The organism is Corynebacterium sp. MSK195 (assembly GCF_030228885.1).
Classification (GTDB): domain Bacteria; phylum Actinomycetota; class Actinomycetes; order Mycobacteriales; family Mycobacteriaceae; genus Corynebacterium.
The window spans coordinates 332,117-350,148 of record NZ_JASPGT010000002.1 but is presented as its reverse complement, the minus strand read 5'-3'; the positions used below and the strand labels follow the sequence as shown (position 1 = coordinate 350,148).

General features: G+C 63.6%; 17 protein-coding genes, 2 tRNA genes and 1 other RNA gene. 17 read left to right on the top strand and 3 right to left on the bottom strand.

Features of this window, described 5'->3' with window-relative positions:
* The 4 genes from QP909_RS03585 to QP909_RS03570 form a co-directional block, all read left to right on the top strand.
* Nucleotides 1-489: hypothetical protein (locus QP909_RS03585; RefSeq protein WP_284766162.1), on the top strand; the 489-nt coding region annotated here is incomplete at its 5' end.
* A gap of 467 nt (nt 490-956) precedes the next feature.
* On the top strand, nt 957-1,148 hold the full coding sequence (locus QP909_RS03580; protein WP_284766161.1) for a hypothetical protein: 192 nt from the start codon (nt 957-959) through the stop codon (nt 1,146-1,148).
* 228 nt (nt 1,149-1,376) lie between these two features.
* The gene (locus tag QP909_RS03575; RefSeq protein ID WP_502868558.1) at nt 1,377-2,240 is read left to right on the top strand and encodes a DUF418 domain-containing protein; all 864 of its coding nucleotides are present in this window, start codon (nt 1,377-1,379) and stop codon (nt 2,238-2,240) included.
* Between the two features lie 2 nt (nt 2,241-2,242).
* Nucleotides 2,243-3,277 (top strand): trypsin-like serine protease, encoded by a 1,035-nt coding sequence (locus tag QP909_RS03570; protein ID WP_284766159.1) that lies wholly within the window; start codon nt 2,243-2,245, stop codon nt 3,275-3,277.
* Here the strand turns inward: QP909_RS03570 and QP909_RS03565 are convergent.
* Entirely contained in the window at nt 3,274-4,302 is a 1,029-nt protein-coding gene (locus QP909_RS03565) for a prephenate dehydrogenase (RefSeq protein WP_284766158.1), read from the bottom strand. The genes QP909_RS03570 and QP909_RS03565 overlap by 4 nt on opposite strands.
* Nucleotides 4,303-4,341: 39 nt before the next feature.
* Between QP909_RS03565 and QP909_RS03560 the strand changes: the two genes are divergently transcribed.
* The 6 genes from QP909_RS03560 (at nt 4,342) to tgt (ending at nt 9,754) form a co-directional block, all read left to right on the top strand.
* Entirely contained in the window at nt 4,342-4,821 is a 480-nt protein-coding gene (locus QP909_RS03560) for a tRNA adenosine deaminase-associated protein (RefSeq protein WP_284766157.1), read from the top strand.
* A 25-nt stretch (nt 4,822-4,846) separates the two neighbouring features.
* A complete protein-coding gene (locus QP909_RS03555) occupies nt 4,847-5,278 on the top strand; it encodes a nucleoside deaminase (RefSeq protein ID WP_284766170.1) in 432 nt (143 codons plus the stop codon).
* Between the two features lie 51 nt (nt 5,279-5,329).
* Entirely contained in the window at nt 5,330-5,530 is a 201-nt protein-coding gene (locus QP909_RS03550; protein ID WP_005323174.1) for a CsbD family protein, read from the top strand.
* Nucleotides 5,531-5,619: 89 nt separating this feature from the next.
* A tRNA-Ser gene (locus tag QP909_RS03545) sits at nt 5,620-5,707 on the top strand.
* 202 nt (nt 5,708-5,909) lie between these two features.
* Nucleotides 5,910-8,507, top strand: coding sequence for an MMPL family transporter (locus tag QP909_RS03540; protein ID WP_284766156.1), 2,598 nt, complete (start codon nt 5,910-5,912; stop codon nt 8,505-8,507).
* A 2-nt stretch (nt 8,508-8,509) separates the two neighbouring features.
* Nucleotides 8,510-9,754, top strand: a complete 1,245-nt coding sequence (gene tgt / locus QP909_RS03535; protein WP_284766155.1) for a tRNA guanosine(34) transglycosylase Tgt — start codon at nt 8,510-8,512, stop codon at nt 9,752-9,754.
* On the opposite strand, the gene QP909_RS03530 is transcribed toward tgt, so the two are convergent.
* Nucleotides 9,739-10,413 carry a queuosine precursor transporter gene (locus QP909_RS03530; protein ID WP_179387271.1) on the bottom strand — a complete coding sequence of 225 codons (675 nt, stop codon included), beginning with the start codon at nt 10,411-10,413 and terminating at the stop codon, nt 9,739-9,741. The genes tgt and QP909_RS03530 overlap by 16 nt on opposite strands.
* A 33-nt stretch (nt 10,414-10,446) precedes the next feature.
* Between QP909_RS03530 and gluQRS the strand changes: the two genes are divergently transcribed.
* The 3 genes from gluQRS to QP909_RS03515 are packed head-to-tail and all read left to right on the top strand — an operon-like array spanning nt 10,447 to nt 13,278.
* The gene (gene gluQRS, locus QP909_RS03525; protein ID WP_284766154.1) at nt 10,447-11,340 is read left to right on the top strand and encodes a tRNA glutamyl-Q(34) synthetase GluQRS; all 894 of its coding nucleotides are present in this window, start codon (nt 10,447-10,449) and stop codon (nt 11,338-11,340) included.
* A gap of 11 nt (nt 11,341-11,351) precedes the next feature.
* A complete protein-coding gene (locus tag QP909_RS03520) occupies nt 11,352-12,932 on the top strand; it encodes a cation:proton antiporter (RefSeq protein WP_284766153.1) in 1,581 nt (526 codons plus the stop codon).
* 10 nt (nt 12,933-12,942) lie between these two features.
* Entirely contained in the window at nt 12,943-13,278 is a 336-nt protein-coding gene (locus QP909_RS03515; RefSeq protein ID WP_284766152.1) for a hypothetical protein, read from the top strand.
* A gap of 88 nt (nt 13,279-13,366) precedes the next feature.
* On the opposite strand, the gene QP909_RS03510 is transcribed toward QP909_RS03515, so the two are convergent.
* Nucleotides 13,367-13,455, bottom strand: a tRNA-Ser gene (locus QP909_RS03510).
* 178 nt (nt 13,456-13,633) lie between these two features.
* Here QP909_RS03510 and ffs point away from each other — a divergent pair.
* The 4 genes from ffs (at nt 13,634) to QP909_RS03490 (ending at nt 17,984) form a co-directional block, all read left to right on the top strand.
* Nucleotides 13,634-13,732: signal recognition particle sRNA small type (ffs, locus tag QP909_RS03505), an RNA gene on the top strand.
* A 60-nt stretch (nt 13,733-13,792) separates the two neighbouring features.
* The gene (locus QP909_RS03500; RefSeq protein WP_284766151.1) at nt 13,793-15,064 is read left to right on the top strand and encodes an aspartate aminotransferase type Ic; all 1,272 of its coding nucleotides are present in this window, start codon (nt 13,793-13,795) and stop codon (nt 15,062-15,064) included.
* Complete coding sequence (locus QP909_RS03495; protein ID WP_284766150.1) at nt 15,018-15,608, top strand: hypothetical protein; 591 nt, start codon at nt 15,018-15,020, stop codon at nt 15,606-15,608. Before QP909_RS03500 ends, QP909_RS03495 begins: the two co-directional genes overlap by 47 nt.
* 18 nt (nt 15,609-15,626) lie before the next feature.
* Entirely contained in the window at nt 15,627-17,984 is a 2,358-nt protein-coding gene (locus QP909_RS03490; RefSeq protein WP_284766149.1) for a DNA polymerase III subunit gamma and tau, read from the top strand.
* Nucleotides 17,985-18,032 lie beyond the last annotated feature (48 nt).

The following is an 18,032-nucleotide window of genomic DNA, read 5'->3' as shown; positions in this document are numbered from 1 at the left end:
TGCATCCTGGTCAAATTTTCTTGGCATATTCCAGATTTTCCCATCTACTCAGACGGAACAAAACCTGGGACACTTCAAAAGGCTGCAGACTACCGCGAAACCATCTTTCCCACCGCCAACGATGCCACCGAGCAACTAGCAGCGGAACTGGCAGTATCCCGCATGATGCAGCGCCCAAACTTTGACAGCAAAGCCGCCCTGGCCGCATTCGACGATATGCCCGCATCGGCAACCCGCACCCTGCTAATCAATGAGTCCGTGGCACGTGGCCTTGTATCCCAAGAAGCGATTGACGGGCACACACTCAATAACTATCCGGAGTACAAGGCCGCTAAGGAAGATGCAGATAAGGTGCAGGCGGTTAGTCATTCGGTAGACGCAAAGATTAACTATCTGCAGCGTGCAGGCGAACAGTTGAATGCACCGGAACCGGGGGCCACGGAATCGGTAGACGTTTCCCAGCTACCCGGAGCAGACTTAGAGTTCTAACCCGCTTTTAGTATCAGCACACCCTAGCGCCGTATTGGCCGGGGTGTGTTTGCGTTTTGCCTGTTCAATATCGCCGTCTAAGGCGTTGAAGAATCGCAGACGGGTGGTAGTTACCCCTAAAACGCTTAAACGGGCTTGGGAAGAACGAAATAGATGAACGGTGTCAACGGATACCCAAGCCCGACACCTCGAACAGTAGCACATGTGTACGTTATTTTTATCCCACACTAATCACACGCTTTGGGGATTGTATGCCGTTGTATGTGGTTTGATTTAATTGCTATTTGTCCTGCATACAGGGTATGCTGTCAATCGAAAAGCAACCCGTGCAATCTTCCGCTATCCTGGTCAAACAGGTGAGCTAACAACAGAAGGTTGGGGGTTCGAATCCCTCCGGGCGCACAAAATCAGCCGCCTTCGGGCGGCTTTTCTTGTATCTTAGCCCGCCTCACCTAAGTTCCGCTTCTATGAAGACCTCCTCGCTTGTTTCCGGCCTCATCGCCGGCGCCATCCTCGGCCTTATGCTGTGGCTGGGCTCTGGCATGTTCTGGCTCTTTTTGGCCGGCTTGGCCATCGGCATCGCCGCAGCCCCGCTTCTAAAGCTGGCCGCCGATCCTTCCCGTTCGCGCAAGCGCCGCGATAGTTCCTTCCGCGACTAGGTCCGCTGACTAGGTCCGCACAAGTCTCACGCAATCCACTTATAAAATGCAGGACACGTATAAAATATTCGCAGCAACCTCCCAGACAGGCTTAGTAGAAAAAGAAAGTCTTTATTAACAAGGGGAGCGCGGTGACGCGTTCCCCTCCGTCTTGAAGGAGAACGCTAGGTGTTAGCACCCTCGCGCATTGTAGGGCTCGATATAGCCCGCTCACTTGCGATTATCGGCATGATAGTTCTGCATATGGCCTCCTTGGTGTGGCATACCAAGGTCACTTTAAATGGCCTGCCCGCCGCACTATTCGCCGTTCTGGCCGGCGTCACGTTGATGCTTATTTCCCGCGATTTCACGGCGACCACGTTCCTGCGCATCATCGCCCGCGGCTGCATAATCACACTTATCGGCCTCGCCCTGCTGCCCGTGGGCGGTGAGATTCAAATCGTCCTCGTGGTCATCGGCATCACGATGATCCTGGTGTCCTGGGTCCCGCCGCTGCGCTGGTGGTGGAAGCTCCTGCTTCTCGCCGCTGCTACCGCCGCCGCGACCATAAAATATGCGCCGCTGACCCTTCCGCAGGTCTATCCGCTGCTGGCCTATTGTGCCTATTTCCTTGCTGGCATGCTGCTCTATGAGATCTATATCCGCAGCGCCCGTGCCGCTGCCCAGTGGGTGTCCACTGCCATCGCCGCGGCCGTTGCGGCAGCCGGCTTTTACTTCCGCTTTACCCCGGATATGCCTGGCTGGTTGCGCTTTACCGGCCACACCGGCGTGCTAGGAGAGATTGTCCTATCCATCGCCGTCGCCGCCATCGTCCTCCATCTATGCCTGCTTATCGGTCGAGCGGTGCCTAAGCTGGCGTATCCCTTTGCTGCGCTGGGGGCGATGTCGCTGAGCATCTACATCCTGCATGTGCTCACCGCTTACTACTGGCAGAGCCACGTCTCCCTCCACAATACCGGCTGGGCCTGCGCGTTTATCGCCCTTTTCCTCGTCTTCGCGAGCCTATGGCGCCGCCTGATAGGGAAGGGGCCGGCCGAATGGGCCGTCGCTAAGATCATCGCCATCGCCGTTCCTGCCGGAAAGAAGGACTAATCATGCAGCACAAAATCTTCCCCGCCCTGCTTACCGCCGGCATCGTGGCATTGACCACCGCCCCTGCCAGTGCCCTCGAACACGGCGAGCCGGCCCAAGACTCAGCGGAGTCTCGCACCGTGGCGCAATTGAAAATCGGGCGCGTGGGCAGCTTCGGCGATTGCACCGGCACCCTCGTAGCCGCCCAGTGGGTGCTTACCGCGCGCCATTGCCTCGAGTCCGTCAACAATGAGGGCACGCAGGCCCGCATCAATGGCACCACCTACGACGCCGATTCGTGGGCGCTATCCCCGCTTTCCGACGCCGCCCTTCTCCACCTCACCACCCCCGTCACCGACACCACCCCGGCCGAGATTTCCACTCACGTGCCAGAACCCGGTCAGCGCGGTACGCTTTACGGCTGGAGCAGCAGTTCATCCATGGCGCGCCGCGGGCAGCTGCCGCAGGCGGAGATGGAAGTGGCCGAGCTCCTCGGCGCCGGCCCTGCTGGCCCCGCTAGCTCCACCGAACCAGGTGCCGCAGACGCCTCCGAGGTTGGCGCCGAGGTTGCCGCCGAGGATGCCGCTGGCGGAGAAAGCATTCCCGCGGCCGAGGCCATGCCGGGGCTCAGCGCACCAGAGGGGACAGAAAGCGTACCGGCCGGCGAAGCGATGCCGCTGATTGAAAGCGCGATCCTCGATGTGCACTCCACCGGCCGCGCAGGCATGCAGGGCGGCGACTCCGGCGGGCCTTTCTTCGTCGACGGAAAGCTTGCCGGTTTGGCCACCGCGGGAACGGCGAATGGGGATCCGGACTTGCCCTCGCCAAGCGCGGCAATCACCACGCTGGCCGGCACCAAGGACTGGGTAGAAGGCGTGGTGAGCGGCCGCGATAAGGAAGCAATCCTTACCGCAGAGACCACCCCTGAACCGCCGAAAACCCCGCAGACCAGTGCAGATCGTGCGGGGCTCTATGCGGGCATAGCCGCCATCGGCCTGATCGCCGCCGCGGTGCTGGCGCGGATTCCCCGCCTGCGCAACCGCGGCCGCAAGGGCTAGAAAATCTCGATGCGTCCGCCCAGGGACTCGGATTGGCGCAGCTGCGCCACCCACTTCGGGCCGCCTGGGTGCAGGCGCAGCACCGGGCGGGAAGAAATCTTGACCGGGGAGACCGATTCCTTGCGCGCGCCGGAGCGGGCATCGATGCGGGTGCGGGCGCGGTAGCCGGCGTCGGTAAGTTCAGCGATGGAAGGCTCAGGGGAGTCGAGCTTCTCGCGGGCGTCGTGCAGCAAGCCCAAGGCCTCGTCCAATGCCTCCACCAACGCCGGCGCATTGGTCTCGCACATCTGCTGCACCAGCTCCGGGTGAGTGCCGGCCACGCGGGTAGCGTCCTTGAAAGAACCGGCAGACAGGGACTGCGCCAGGATTCCGCCGTTATCGCCCACCACGGCGAGGATCTCCGCAAAGACGTGTGGCAGGTGGGAAATGCGCGCCACCGCGGCATCGTGATTAGCCACGCGGATAGGCACAGCCTCTGCGTGCACCATCTGGGTCATGCGCACGACCTCGGTGAAGGTCTCAATCCACTGCTTCGGAATCTTTTCCCCGCGCGCCTCGCACTCGGCGGCGTAGTCATAGGTAATGCCCCACGCCGCGCGGCGGAACAAATCCTTCTGCGAGTTATCCCAACCGGACTTTGACGTGCCCGCCATCGGGTGGCCGCCCACATAGCGCGACTCCATTCCGCGCTCCAGCACCTGCTGGCGCACGGCCGTCTTCACGGAAACGACGTCCGTAATACCGCAGCTCGGCGCGTGCTCCTGAATAGCGTCAAGCACCTCGCCCACCGCGCCCATAGGCACGGCTATGACAATGAGCGCGTTCTCCGTCTCCGCGCGGGTCAAAATCGCCGGAAGATCATCGGTGACGTCAAAACCCTGCTTTACTGCAGTGCGGGCGCCGGACGTGGAGTGGTTGTAGCCAAAAACGGGGTGATTGTATCCGGCGAGATCGCGCAGCAAAGAGCCGCCGATGAGGCCGAGGCCAATAATGCAGATAGGGCGTTGAACATCTTGAGAACTCACGATGACAATTGTGGCACAACACGACTAATCTCACGAGGTATGAGCAACGAAAATTACTCCTTCGCAGTAACCGTCGCCCGCAACGCGGGCCAATGGCTGGTGCGCAGCTTCAACGATGACTTTGAGGATCCACAGACCTCCATCAATGCGGTGCGCAGCCTGCGTTCCGAGGGTGCTGCGTTCGCGCTGCTGTGCGTGGAGGATGCCTATTTTATTGCCGTGCGCCCAGCGCCGGGCGGGGTGAAGATGCTCATCTCGGATGCTACCTATGGCGTGGACGATGACTTCGCCGCCGATTTCATGGATATCAACGATCATGAAATCCCGGATGTGGACCCCGAAGAGGCCGATCCTTATGGCGAGGGCGATTTCGATATCTTCGCTGACCTTGGTCTATCCGAGGACCAGGTGGGCTACATCATTGACAATGATGAGGACTGGCCTTCCGATATGTTGCTGCGCATCGCCGGCGAGCTCGGCTTTGGCGATGAGTTGGAAGACGTCATTGTTAACGCCTGAGCTCTTGCTGCGCGCTGAGGCTCGGATGCGCCGCGCCCTCGACGTCGCCAAGCGTACGCCGGCCGGCGACGTCCCCGTGGGTGCGGTGCTTTACGACGCCACCGGAACCGAACTTGCCACCGGCGTCAACCGCCGCGAAGAGCTTGCGGACCCGACCGCCCACGCCGAGGTCGAGGCCATTCGCCAGGCCGTTCGCGTGCACGGCGATGGCTGGCGGCTTTCCGGCTGCGAACTCGTCGTCACCCTAGAACCCTGCGCCATGTGCGCCGGCGCCTTGCAAGCTGCCCGTGTTTCTTCCGTGGTCTTTGGCGCCTTCGAGCCCAAGACCGGCGCGTGCGGCTCGCTTATCGATGTCCTGCGTGCCCCCACCGCCCCCTTTACCCCGCAGGTCCGCGGCGGCGTGCTCGAAGACGAATGCGCTGGGTTGCTCCGAAACTTCTTCGACGGCCTGCGCTAAACGTGCGTACACTGGTTGTCATACAACAACCGTCTACTCAAAGGAGTGAACATGGGCGATTTGGAAAACAAGAAGGATGGCCTTGTAGGCAAGGCAAAGGAAGCCTACGGCGAAGCTACCGACAACAAGGACGTAGCTAACGAGGGCAAGGCCGACCAGGTCACCTCCGAGGCTAAGGACAAGCTGTCTGACGCTGCCGAAGGCATCAAGGACAAGGCCAACGAGGTTATCGGTGGCCTGAAGGACGACTAATCCTCGTCCCCGTTTCTCATATCGCTGCGCTGGCACCCCGCCGGCGCAGCGATTTTGTCGCTCGGGCCCACTCCCGTAATCTGGAACGCGGTGGCGTGTCCGAGCGGCCGAAGGTGATCGCCTCGAAAGCGATTGTTGGGTAACCCCCAACCGCGGGTTCAAATCCCGCCGCCACCGCACCGGGATCCCGGCCTGTTTACGCAGGTCGGGATTTTCTTTTGCCCAATTTTCCGGCAGGCACGGGGAATCCGGCTGGCTGGCCGCCAGCTGTGAAAACTGGGACGCAGGTGGCTTCGCGATAGGGGATTGTGGGGTATGGCCACTACACTAGGGCAAAGTTCAACCCGTCCCCCACGCGAATGCGAAGGTACATCTACCCGTGGCTAAACTGCTTTATCGTCTTGGGCGCTGGTCTTTCCTCCATAAGTGGAAGGTCATCGTGGCATGGCTGCTGCTGCTCGCCGCCGTCGGCGGTGCCGCCGCCTTGCTGATGAAACCGATGACGAGCGAGTTCTCCATCAAGGGAACCCCGTCCATCGACGCCACCTACAAGACCATGGACCTCTTCCCAGAGGGCGGCAATCCTGCCAACTCGCCCTCGGTCAACGTGGTCTTCAAGGCCCCAGACGGCCAGAAGCTTTCTGATCCCGCCAACCGCGAGGCCATCGACGCCACCATCTCCTACCTCGAGGACAACCTAGAGATGGGCGATACCACGCGCTTTGGCAACCCGCTTGAGGTCTCGCCTCGCCTGCAGGACCAGGTGATCCACCAGTTCACGGATATGGGGCTGCCGGAAGCATCCGCCCGTGCGGACGCGGACAACCTCGCCATGGTCAATGATGACGAGACCATTGCCTATACCACCTTCAATTTCGACGCCGAGTCGCCCTATAGCGTGGAGCAGGCCGACAAAGACACCGTTACCGAGGCAATGAACATTGCCCGCGACCGCGGCCTCACGGTAGAAGGCAATGGTGCCGGCTTCGGCGATGAAATCGCGGTCAATTCCACTTCTGAGATCATCGGCCTCGGCGTTGCCTTTATCGTGCTCATCTTTACCTTCGGCTCCCTGGTTGCTTCGGGTATGCCTTTGGTGTCCGCCGTCATCGGCGTGGGACTAGGCGCGCTGGGTATGTTCATCGCCACCCACTGGATTGAGCTCAATAATATGACCCCGGTCCTGGCCATCATGATTGGCCTTGCCGTGGGCATTGACTATGCACTGTTTATCCTTTCCCGCTACCGTGCCGAGCGCCGCCGCATGGATGGGCCCGATGCCGCAGGCATGGCGGTGGGAACCGCCGGCTCCTCCGTGGTCTTTGCCGGCGCGACCGTCTTTACTGCGCTCTTCGCGCTCCTCATTGCGCGCATTGGCTTCCTGACGGCCATGGGCTTGGCTGCCGCCGGCACCGTCGCCATCGCCGTATTGGTGTCGCTTACGCTCATCCCCGCGATGCTCGGCTTGCTGGGCGATAAGGCCTTCAATGGCCGCATCCCCGGCGTGGCCGGCAACCCGACCCGTAAGGGCAAGCGCCGCCGTGGTCCCACCATGGGCAACCGCTGGGTGCGCCTGGTCCAGAAGGTCCCCGGCCTGGCCATGGCGTTGGTTGTGCTCTCCCTGGGCGCGATGACCGCGCCGGTGCTCCACATGGAGCTCGCCCTTCCGGCCGATACCACCTCCAATCCCGATACCACCCAGCGCAAGGCTGCCGACATCATGTCCGAGGGCTTCGGACCCGGCGTCAACGGCCCCTTCCTCGCCGTGGTCGATGCCCACACGGTCAACGCGGATGCCGGCGCCCTCGCCCCGCTTGTCGACGCCCAATCCCAGTCCGAACCAGCCCCCACGCCCGCCCCCGCCCCAGACGCGGAGGCCGCGCCCGAGGACGCTGCACCGGAAGACGTGGCGCCGGAAGACGTAGCCCCTGAGCAGCCGCAGCCGGACCAGCCCGAGGCCGAGCCGGAAATCGCCCCGGTCGCTGAGGTTGTAGATACCGCGGAAGGCGATGCGGACAATGCCTCGCCGGAGGATAAGGCCGCGCTCGCGTCCTTCCTGTACACCGCGGACCAGCTCAAGGGCCTGGGCGGCGTCAAACACGCGCAGATCGTCGGCCTCAGCGAGGACAAGCGCGCCGCACAGATCATGGTCACGCCAGACACCGCGCCGACTGACGCCGCGACGGTCAACGTTGCGCACGCGCTGCGCTCGGCCACCAGCGAGATCGAGGATGCCACCGGCACCGACATCGGCTTGACCGGCCTGACTGCCGTGCAGCTCGATATCACCGAGCGCCTCGAGGAAGCCATGGCGCCGTACCTGGCCATCGTCGTGGGCCTGGCCATCGTGCTGCTGCTTTTGGTCTTCCGCTCCATCCTGGTGCCGCTGGTTGCGGGCCTGGGCTTCCTGCTGTCCGTCGGCGGCGCCTTCGGCCTGACCGTCCTGGTCTGGCAGGAAGGCCTGTGGGACCTAGTCCCCGCGCCGGGCCCGCTGATTTCCTTCATGCCGATCTTCCTCATCGGCGTGACCTTTGGCCTCGCGATGGACTACCAGGTCTTTTTGGTCACCCGCATGCGCGAGCATATCTCGCGGCATCCGGAGGGCACCGGCGGGCGATATAGCGCCGTGGACGAGGCCACTATCACCGGCTTTACCCAGGGCGCCCGCGTGGTCACGGCCGCGGCCATTATTATGATTTCGGTCTTCGTGGCCTTTATTAATCAGCCGCTGCCTTTCATTCAGATCTTTGGCTTTGCCTTGGCCGCCGGCGTGCTTTTCGACGCCTTCTTTATCCGCATGACCCTCGTCCCCGCCACCATGTTCCTCATGGGCCGCGCGACGTGGTGGATGCCAAAGTGGTTGGAGAAGATTCTGCCCACCCTGGATATCGAAGGCACCGCCCTGGAAGAAGAATGGGAAGCTAAACACGCTACCCCTAGCCCAACCCCTAGCCCTGCACACAAGGAAGAAGAGTAAAGATGGACTTGAGTTTCGACGTCGGCAAGCGCCTGCCCGAAGGCCCCGGCAAGCACGGCCGCAGCGGTGTCATCCACACCCCGCACGGTGATATCCAGACCCCCGCCTTCATCCCGGTGGCCACCAAAGCCACGGTCAAGACGCTGACCCCGGAACAAATTCGCTCCACTGGTGCGCAGGCCATCTTGTCGAATGCGTACCACCTCTACCTGCAGCCGGGCCACGACATCGTGGACGAGGCCGGCGGCGTGGCCGAGTTTGAAAACTGGCATGGCCCGACCTATACCGACTCCGGCGGATTCCAGGTCATGTCCCTGGGCGTGGGCTTCAAAAAGGTCCTTGCGATGGACGTTGCGGATCTCAGCGATAAGGATATCCGCGCCGCCAAGAAGGAACGCATGGCGCAGGTGGACGAGGACGGCGTGGATTTTAAATCCGTCATCGATGGTTCCAAGCACCGCTTTACCCCCGAGAAGTCCATGCAGATCCAACACGGGCTGGGCGCAGACATCATGTTTGCCTTCGACGAGCTGACCACGCTGGTTGATACGCGCACCTACCAGGAGGAATCCGTCGCGCGCACGCACCGCTGGGCTAAACGCTGCCTGGATGAGCACGATCGCCTCACCCGCGAGCGCGCCCACCGCCCGAAGCAGTCGCTGTGGGGCGTGGTCCAAGGCGCGCAGTACGAGGACCTGCGCCGCCAGGCCACCCGCGGCCTGCTCGACCTCGACCGCGCCGCCCGCGAGGACGGCAAGCGTGGCTTCGGCGGCTTCGGCATCGGCGGCGCGCTGGAAAAGGAAAACCTGGGCACCATCGTCGGCTGGGTCTGCGATGAGCTACCCGAGGACAAGCCGCGCCACCTGCTCGGCATCTCCGAGCCGGACGATATCTTCACCGCCGTCGAGGCGGGCGCCGATACCTTCGACTGTGTGGCGCCCACTCGTCTGGCGCGCCGCGGCGGCGTCTACACTCTCGACGGCCGCATGAACCTTACCAATGCGCGCTTCAAGCGGGACTTTGCCGGCGTCGACGAGGAATTCGGCGGATACGTATCCGAGAATTACTCCCGCGCATACCTGCACCACCTGCTCAAGGCGAAGGAATTCCTCGCCGGCACGCTGTGCACCATCCACAACGTGGAGTTCATGATTCGCCTGGTGGATAATATCCGCGCCGCCATCGACGGCGGCTACTACGAGGCCTACCGCGATGAATTCCTCGGCCGGTACTACGCCGGCAAGTAGTCCTCGCGCTTCTTTACCCACTTAATGACCGCGGCCGTCACCGGCAGCATGACGGCCTCCATCAGGGTCTTCCATACGAAGCCCACGATGACGTAATTGATGAACCCGCCCACGGTGTCTACGCCGATAACCGGCGCGGCGATGGCGCAAAAGAGCAGCGTATCGCCGAACTCGCCCACCACTGTGGAGGCGATAAGGCGCGCAAAGAGGCCCTTTTCGCCGGAGCGCTTCTTCATCGCGGTTAGCGTCCAGGCATTCAGCAACTGGCCCACCAGGTAGCCGGCCAGCGAGGCGGCCAGGATCTGCGGCATCAGGCCAAGGGTGGCGGCGAAGGCCTCCTGGCCCTCGTAGAAATCAGCCGCCGGCAGCCAGATGGCGATATAGAAACACACGGCCGCCAGGATGGCCATCGCGAAGCCGATGTAGACCGCGCGCCGGGTGGACTTGAAGCCATAGCACTCCGAGAGCACATCGCCGACGATATAGGCCAGCGGGAAGAGGAAAAAGGCGCCGTCGGTGACCAGCGGGCCGAGCTGCACGCCCTTGGTGGCGTTGATATTAGAAATCAGGAAGGTCACCACAAACACGGTGACCAGCCAGGGGTAGAGGGTGGAGCGGACGGGAATGAAGCGCACCTCAGCGCCGTTCGATTTTTCCATGCCCGCCATTGTGCCAGCCCGTAGACTGTGGGCATGAATTCCGCGACCACCGGCGCCGGCCGTTACGCGCCCAGCCCCTCGGGCGATCTGCACTTTGGCAACCTCCGCACGGCGTTTCTGGCGTGGCTTTTCGCCCGGTCGACGGGCAGGCGCTTTGTGGTGCGCGTGGAGGACATCGATAAGCAGCGCTCTTCCCAGGAGTCGGCCGAGCGCCAGCTTGCGGATCTGCGCGCGCTCGGGCTGGACTGGGACGGTGAGGTCATCTACCAGCACGACCGCGACGTCGCCTATGAACAGGCTCTGGCCCAGCTGCCCACCTACGAGTGCTATTGCTCCCGCAAGGATATCCGTGAGGCCTCCCGCGCCCCGCACGCCATTCCCGGCCAGTACCCGGGCACCTGCCGCAACCTCACCGAAGACCAGCGCGCGGTCAAGCGTGCCGAGCTTGCGGCCCAGAATCGCCAGCCCGCCCTTCGCCTGCTTGCCGACGTCCCCACATTCACCATCCACGACGCCCTCCACGGCACCTATACGGGCGACGTCGATGACTTCATCCTGCGCCGTGGCGGCCAAGACACTGGCTGGGCTTATAACCTGGCCGTCGTCGTCGATGATGCCTACCAAGGCATCGACCAAGTGGTCCGCGGTGATGATCTGCTCTCCTCCGCGCCGCGCCAGGCTTACCTCGCCTCGCTGCTCGGCATCGAACCGCCGGAGTACATCCACGTCCCGCTCGTGCTCAATGCATCCGGCGAGCGCCTGGCCAAGCGCGATGGCGCGGTGACCATGCGGGAGATGGGGAATGAGGGGGACGTCGTCAAGCAGCTGGCGGCCTCGCTGGGGTACGAAGCTCACAGTGCCGCGGATCTGCTCGCGCAATTCGCGCCCGAGCGCTTAAGCCCTGAGCCCTATACCTGGCGCGGGTAAAATCTGGGCCCATGGACGTTCTTCTGGTGCTCATTGGGCTCATGCTGTTGACCGTGTTCGTCGTCGCCATCGGTGACAAGATTGGGCTGCCGTGGCCGGCCCTGCTGACGATCATTACCGCCTGCGCGGTCTTCGTGCCCGGCCTGCCCCAGTTTGAACCGCCTACCGAGCTCATCCTGCCCATCTTCCTGCCGCCGCTGCTGTGGGCGCTGGCCCGGCGCACCTCGTGGGGTGTTATCCGCGAGCAATGGGTGACCATCTTGAGCCTGTCCGTGCTGCTGGTGGTCGCCACCACGCTGGCCGTTGGCTTCACGGCCTATGCCTTCCTGCCCGGCATCAGCCTGGCCGCGGCCATCCTCATCGGCGCGGCCATCGCCCCGCCGGACCCCGTTGCCGTTGACGCCGTGGCCGAGCCCGCCGGCATCCCGCGCCGCATCATCACCACCTTGCAGACCGAGGGCTTGTTTAACGACGCCGCTTCTATCGTCGCCTTCAATCTCGCGCTGACGGCCGTGACCCAAGGCGATGAGCTCTCCTTCGGCGGCGGCGTACTCAACTTCTTCTACTCCGCATTCGTGGCGGGCGGCCTGGGTTGGGTCGTCGGCCGGCTGGTGGCCCTGTTTATCACCCACGTCCACGACGTCACCGCGCGCAACGCGTTGACTTGGGTGACGCCGTTTGCGGTCTATCTCATCTCGGAGGAACTCGGCGCCTCCGGCGTTATCGCCGTGGTCATTGCGGCCGTGGAGCTTAATTCCCGTGCCGATATTCAGGCCGAGGACCGCCTGTCCGGCCAGGCCTTCTGGGAGACCATCGAGCTGCTCTTTACCGGCGTGGCTTTCGGGCTCATTGGCCTGACGGTCAATACCGCCATTGGGGAAGTGGGTTCGGACCTGTGGCACTCCGTGGTGGTGGGTGTCATCTTGTCCCTTGTGGCTTTCGTCGTCCGCTTGGTGTGGATGTACATCTATTACCGCATCAACGTCTCCCGCGGCCGCCCGCGCGTGGCGCCGCTGCGCCTGCAGGAGGTGTTGCTGATGACGTGGTCCGGCATGCGCGGCCTAGTCACCTTGGCGCTGGTGCTGTCTATCCCGGCCGGTGTATTCAGTTTCCACCACGAGCTTGCCGTCATCGCGTTGACCGTCTTGCTGGTCACGATGGTGGTGCCCGGCCTGCTCTTGCCGTGGCTGATGGAGCGCCTCGACCTTACGGAAGCCTCCCAGATTGCCAGCGATAAGATGCGCGCCGCCGTGGTGAGCCGCGCGCGTGCGGCCAGCATCGAGGCCCTGTCGCACTTCCGGCCGGACGGCCACATTACTGCCGACGCCGAGAAGGTCGACCCTGAAATTTCCGCCAACGTTATCAAGTGGTTCGAGGACCGGCTGGGCGATGGCGAGGATGTCTCCGATGATTCCCGCGTACAGCGCGCCTGGCAGGCCCGCCATGTGGCGTTGGAGGCCCGCCGGACTGCCCTGGCGGCCGCACAGGAGGAGCTGCTACGCATGCGCGGCTACCGGGCCTATAACCCAGCCATTGTGGATGAGGTGCTCGAGGAAATTGACCGCATGGTCTTGGGCACCAAGCGCCACTAGGCTGGGCGGCATGGATCCCTTCGATTATGCGCAGCTTGAGGACGCGCTGGATTACCTCTACGACTTCCTTGACCAGGACCTAGCGGACCGCGTGCGCGCCGAGCGCGAATTCGTTCCGACCGGGCTGGAGGGCTTGCTTGCCGACGACTCCCTCGACGACTACGTCTGGCTCTGGATCAAAGACTCGGGCCCGAACGGATTCCGGCAATACCTGCGCGATGGCGGCTATTCCGAGGCCGAGGTCTCCCAGGCTTTCCTCTGGGCGCGCACTGAGTGGGGGATGAATACGCCGCCGCACGTCGCGTGGCTGAAGGCGGATGGCTACGAGCCGCCGGTCATCGATTAGGGATAGCGGCGTCGGCAAGCGCGGCCGCGCGCCCGTATACAACAAAAATCCCGGCTCCGTGCGGTGAAGCAGGAGCCGGGATTTCCTTTGGCGGAGGATGTGGGATTTGAACCCACGAGGGGCGTGAACCCCGCACGCGTTCCAGGCGTGTGACATAGGCCGCTAGTCGAATCCTCCGAGAAGAAACATTAGCAGCCGTGGCAATTATTTTACCAATCGCCAGGTCAGGGCCTATTTCTGGCGATCTAATGCCGTTTGTGTCGGATAGTCCTTGGGTTGCGCGCCGGTGGGCGGTGGTAGCCCGTGCGGCCGGAGGCCCATTTGGCTAAACCGGCGCGCGGGCGTTAAAGTATGGGGCAGGATTCCGCGTGGCGTCCATCCTCTGAACTCCCCCAGGGCAGGAATGCAGCAAGGGTCAGGAGGCTCTGGCGGGTGCGCGGGGTCCCCTTTTTGTATGGCGTGCGTTACTATTGGGGGCTAAAAGTCGCCCTATACATGGAAGGTAGACATACGCATGTCGCTTCTTACTTTGGAATCGTCCGAACTCGCGGAGCTCGCCGCCCAGGTCCGTAAGGACTACGAGGATCTTAAGGCTAAGGGCCTGAAATTGGACCTGACCCGCGGCAAGCCGGCGAAGGCGCAGCTGGACCTCTCCAACGATCTCCTCGCTTTGCCCGGCCTAGGCCATTACACCGACGCGGCCGGAAACGACCTGCGTAACTACGGCAACCAAAAGGGCATCAAAGAACTGCGCGATATCTGGGGCAAGCTGACCAACATGGACCCAGAGCTGCTGGTTGCCGCAGACTCGTCCTCGCTGAACATCATGTTCGACCTGATTTCTTGGGCGTTTCTCTTCGGCACCAATGATTCCGTGAAGCCGTGGAGCAAGGAAGAAAAGCTCAAGTGGATTTGCCCGGTGCCGGGCTACGACCGTCACTTTGCCATCACGGAGCAGTTCGGCTTCGAGCTGGTCACGGTGCCAATGGAGGAGGACGGGCCGGATGTAGAGGCCGTCGAAAAGCTGGTGGCGGATCCGGCAGTCAAGGGCATGTGGGTAGTGCCGATGTTCGCTAACCCCACCGGCGCTGTGATTTCTGAAGACAAGGCCCGCCGCCTCGCCCGCATGGAGGCCGGCGCGCCGGACTTCCGCATCGTGTGGGATAACGCCTACGCCGTGCACACCCTGACCGAGGACTTCCCGGAAATCCTGCCGATTCTGGATATCGCTGCGGAAGAAGGCAACCCGAACCGCTTCTGGGCCATGTCCTCTACCTCGAAGATCACCTTCGCGGGCGCGGGCGTGGGCTTCTTCGGCACCTCGGAGGACAACCTCGAGTGGTACCTGGAGCACGCGGGCATCCGCGGCATCGGCCCCAATAAGATTAACCAGCTGGCGCACCACGAGTTCTTCGGCTCTGCCGAGGGCGTGCGCGCCGTGATGCGCCGCCACGCAGCGCTGATTAAGCCCAAGTTCGATGCCGTGCTGCGCATCCTGGACAAGCGCCTCGGCGAGTACGAGGTGGCGCAGTGGACCAACCCGAAGGGCGGCTACTTCATCTCCCTCGACGTCGTCGACGGCACCGCCAACCGCGTCTGGGAGCTCGCGCGCGATGCCGGCATCCTGCTCACTCAGGCCGGATCCGCCTTCCCTTATGGTCAGGACGATAACGACCGCAATATCCGCCTCGCCCCAACCCTGCCGCCGCAGGAAGAGGTCGAGGCCGCGATGGACGGCGTTGCCACCTGCGTCCTGCTCGCCGCCGTGGAGAAGCTGGGGGCCTAAAATCAACGCCGACGAGTCTGCCCTGTGGCTGAGCGAGATTATCCCGGCGCCGCTGGAGTTCCGCTACGTCGATAAGCGCCGGCTAGGCCTTGCCTCGCTTGCCGACGCCCAATCGCTCGCCCTCACCACCACCTTCAACACCACCGACACCGGCCTGCAAAGCCAGGACGACGGCACCGATGTGCGCTGCGAGCTGCTCACGGTGGCACGCACCGGGCAGCCCGAGGTGGCCGCCGCCATCAACGCCGCGGCTGACACCTTCGAAAAGGCCGGCGGCCTGCTGCCGGCGCAGCCGGGCGTGATGCTGCCGTCCATCCTTGACGTCCCAGATATCACCGTGCACCACGGACTGTTCATCGCCCCGTACCTGTGGGGCGGGCAGACCCCGCAGTTTCGCGAGGAGGGCCGCCTGACCCTCATCTTGCAGCTGCTCATGCTGACGGATTCGGAATATGCGTTTGGGGTAGAAGAGGGCGTCGGCAAGCTGCAGGGAGCGGTGGCCGAGCAGGGCATTGACCTGCTGGACTGGTCGCGCGAGGGTTAGCCGGTAAACTGGCTAACCGTGGCTTTATACCGGAAATATCGTCCAGCAACGTTCGCGGAGGTCGTGGGCCAAGAGCAGGTCACCACGCCGCTATCCGCCGCCCTTGACGCAGGGCGCATCAACCACGCCTACCTCTTTTCCGGCCCGCGCGGCTGCGGCAAGACCTCCTCGGCGCGGATTATGGCCCGTTCGCTCAACTGCGAGCACGGGCCGACCTCGACGCCGTGCGGCAAATGCGATTCCTGCGTCTCCCTCGCCCCCGGCGGCCCGGGCAACCTGGACGTGACGGAGCTCGACGCCGCCTCGCACAACGGCGTGGAGGACATGCGCGAGCTGCGCGACCGCGCCTACTACGCTCCGGCCGAATCGCGCTACCGCATCTTCATTATTGACGAGGCGCATATGATCTCGCCCTCCGGTGCGAACGCGCTGCTCAAGGTGGTGGAGGAGCCGCCCGAGCACGTCATTTTCATCTTCGCGACCACGGAGCCGGAGAAAATCATCGGCACCATTCGCTCGCGTACCCACCACTATCCCTTCCGCCTGCTGACCCCGCCGGCCATGAAGGGCCTGCTGCAGCGCACCGTTGCGGCCGAAGGCGTGCATGTCGAAGACGCCGTGTACCCCATGGTCATTGAGGCGGGCGGCGGTTCCCCGCGCGATACTTTGTCTCTGCTGGACCAGCTGCTGGCCGGCGCCGGGCCCGATGGCCTGACCTATGACCTTGCCCGGCCGCTTTTGGGTGTCACCGATGTCTCGCTGCTTGACGACGCCATCGAAACCCTCGCCAACCAAGACAAACCCGGCCTCTTCGCGATGGTCGACCACGTCATCGAGGCCGGCCACGACCCGCGCCGCTTCGCCGTCGATTTGCTTGACCGTTTGCGCGATTTGATGATTCTGCAGGCCGTGCCCGGCGCCATCGAAGCCGGCCTCGTCTCCGCGCCCACCGACCGCGCCTCCGTGCTCACCGCCCAGGCGCAGCGCTTTTCCGGCCCGCAGCTAACTTACCTGGCCTCCACGGTCAACGACCGCATCAGCGACCTCACCGGTGCGACTTCACCGCGCCTGCTGCTGGAAATCATGTGCGCGCACCTGCTTATCGGATCCACCGGTCCGGCTGCTTCCGCGCCAGCACCCGCAGCGGCTACCGCCCCCGCTGCCAATGCTGCTGCGGTCTCGCCCGCGCCGGCTGGCCCAGCGACCCCGGGCGGTGCTCCCGCGGCCAACTCCGCCGTTGCCGGTGCCCAAGACCCCCAGTCCGCCGCGGCCGCCATCATCGCTCGCCGCCGCGCTAAGTCCCAGGAGCAGCAGGCTTCTGCCCCTTCTTCTGCTCCAACCTCTGCACCGGCCAACCAGCCGCAGCCGCAGGTCCCGTCCCAACCGGAATCGCAACCGGATGCGCAGCCGAAGGCGCAACCCGAGCAGCCGGCGGCCGCCGAGGCGCAACGCACGCAGAAGCCTCAGAACCAAGAGCCGCAACCGCAGCAGCAAGAGGCTGGGGACCCGTGGCAGCGTGAGCGGAAAATCCCGCAGGCAGAGGTGCCCGAGCAGCAATCGGCGCAGTCGGCGCAGAGTGAGGCGTCGCACTCAGCGTCGGCTGAGGAGAAGCATCGCGAGCCACTGGAGAAGCCCGTTCCGGCCCGTGCAGAGGAATCTGCCCAGGAAACCAAGCCGGAGTCTGGCGCAGAGAAGGCGTCGGAAATGGCGCAGCCGCAGGCGGCGGAAGAGCCGACAGGCGACTTCGCAGAGGCCGTGAGGGAGAAATGGGTGGCGTTGAGGGGGAGCGTCGGAAAGCGGAATAAGGTGGCCGAAATCATGCTGGCCGAAGCCCGCGTGCTTGGCTTCCGCGATGGCACCCTGACGCTGGGACACACCACCGGCGCGCTGGCCGAGCGCATCAACGCGCCCGCCAATAACGCCGTCATCGTGGAGGTGCTCAAGGAGGAGTTCCAGCGCGATGTGGCCGTGACCTGTGTGGTGGGTACCGACCCGAAGACCGCCGGTTTCGATGCCCCGCGGCCGCCGCAGAGCAAAGAAGCGTGGAAGCCTAATCCGCCGGCGCGCGAGCCTGCCGACGACCAGGAGGCGGAGAGTAAACCGGAAAGCGCGCCCGGGTGGCGCTCGCGCATCGCACGGGCGACGCAGGCTGCCAAGCAGCGCGATGAATCGCAGTTCAGCAACGGCGTGCCGCTGCCGCCCGAGCCTGAGCCGGACTTTGCCGCTCCGCCCGAGGAGCCGCCGGCCTATACCCGCGACGACGAAGAGCGCGACATGATGGAGGCCGCGCAGTCCACCGGCGAGATGGATCATCGCAGCGCTACCGAGGTAGCTATGGAGCTACTGGAGCGCGAGCTGGGCGCTCGGCGTGCCTAACCGGCAAGCACGGTACACTCGGGCGGTAGCGAAATTTACAGTTGATTT

Bases quoted from the DNA above. Each gene is read 5' to 3' on its own strand.
- QP909_RS03530 (WP_179387271.1), bottom strand. From the start codon at position 10,413: ATGGAAAAATCGAACGGCGCTGAGGTGCGCTTCATTCCCGTCCGCTCC.
- QP909_RS03560 (WP_284766157.1), top strand. From the start codon at position 4,342: ATGAGCAACGAAAATTACTCCTTCGCAGTAACCGTCGCCCGCAACGCG.
- QP909_RS03555 (WP_284766170.1), top strand. From the start codon at position 4,847: ATGCGCCGCGCCCTCGACGTCGCCAAGCGTACGCCGGCCGGCGACGTC.
- gluQRS (WP_284766154.1), top strand. From the start codon at position 10,447: ATGAATTCCGCGACCACCGGCGCCGGCCGTTACGCGCCCAGCCCCTCG.
- tgt (WP_284766155.1), top strand. From the start codon at position 8,510: ATGGACTTGAGTTTCGACGTCGGCAAGCGCCTGCCCGAAGGCCCCGGC.
- QP909_RS03570 (WP_284766159.1), top strand. From the start codon at position 2,243: ATGCAGCACAAAATCTTCCCCGCCCTGCTTACCGCCGGCATCGTGGCA.
- QP909_RS03515 (WP_284766152.1), top strand. From the start codon at position 12,943: ATGGATCCCTTCGATTATGCGCAGCTTGAGGACGCGCTGGATTACCTC.
- QP909_RS03580 (WP_284766161.1), top strand. From the start codon at position 957: ATGAAGACCTCCTCGCTTGTTTCCGGCCTCATCGCCGGCGCCATCCTC.
- QP909_RS03550 (WP_005323174.1), top strand. From the start codon at position 5,330: ATGGGCGATTTGGAAAACAAGAAGGATGGCCTTGTAGGCAAGGCAAAG.
- QP909_RS03520 (WP_284766153.1), top strand. From the start codon at position 11,352: ATGGACGTTCTTCTGGTGCTCATTGGGCTCATGCTGTTGACCGTGTTC.
- QP909_RS03575 (WP_502868558.1), top strand. From the start codon at position 1,377: ATGATAGTTCTGCATATGGCCTCCTTGGTGTGGCATACCAAGGTCACT.
- QP909_RS03500 (WP_284766151.1), top strand. From the start codon at position 13,793: ATGTCGCTTCTTACTTTGGAATCGTCCGAACTCGCGGAGCTCGCCGCC.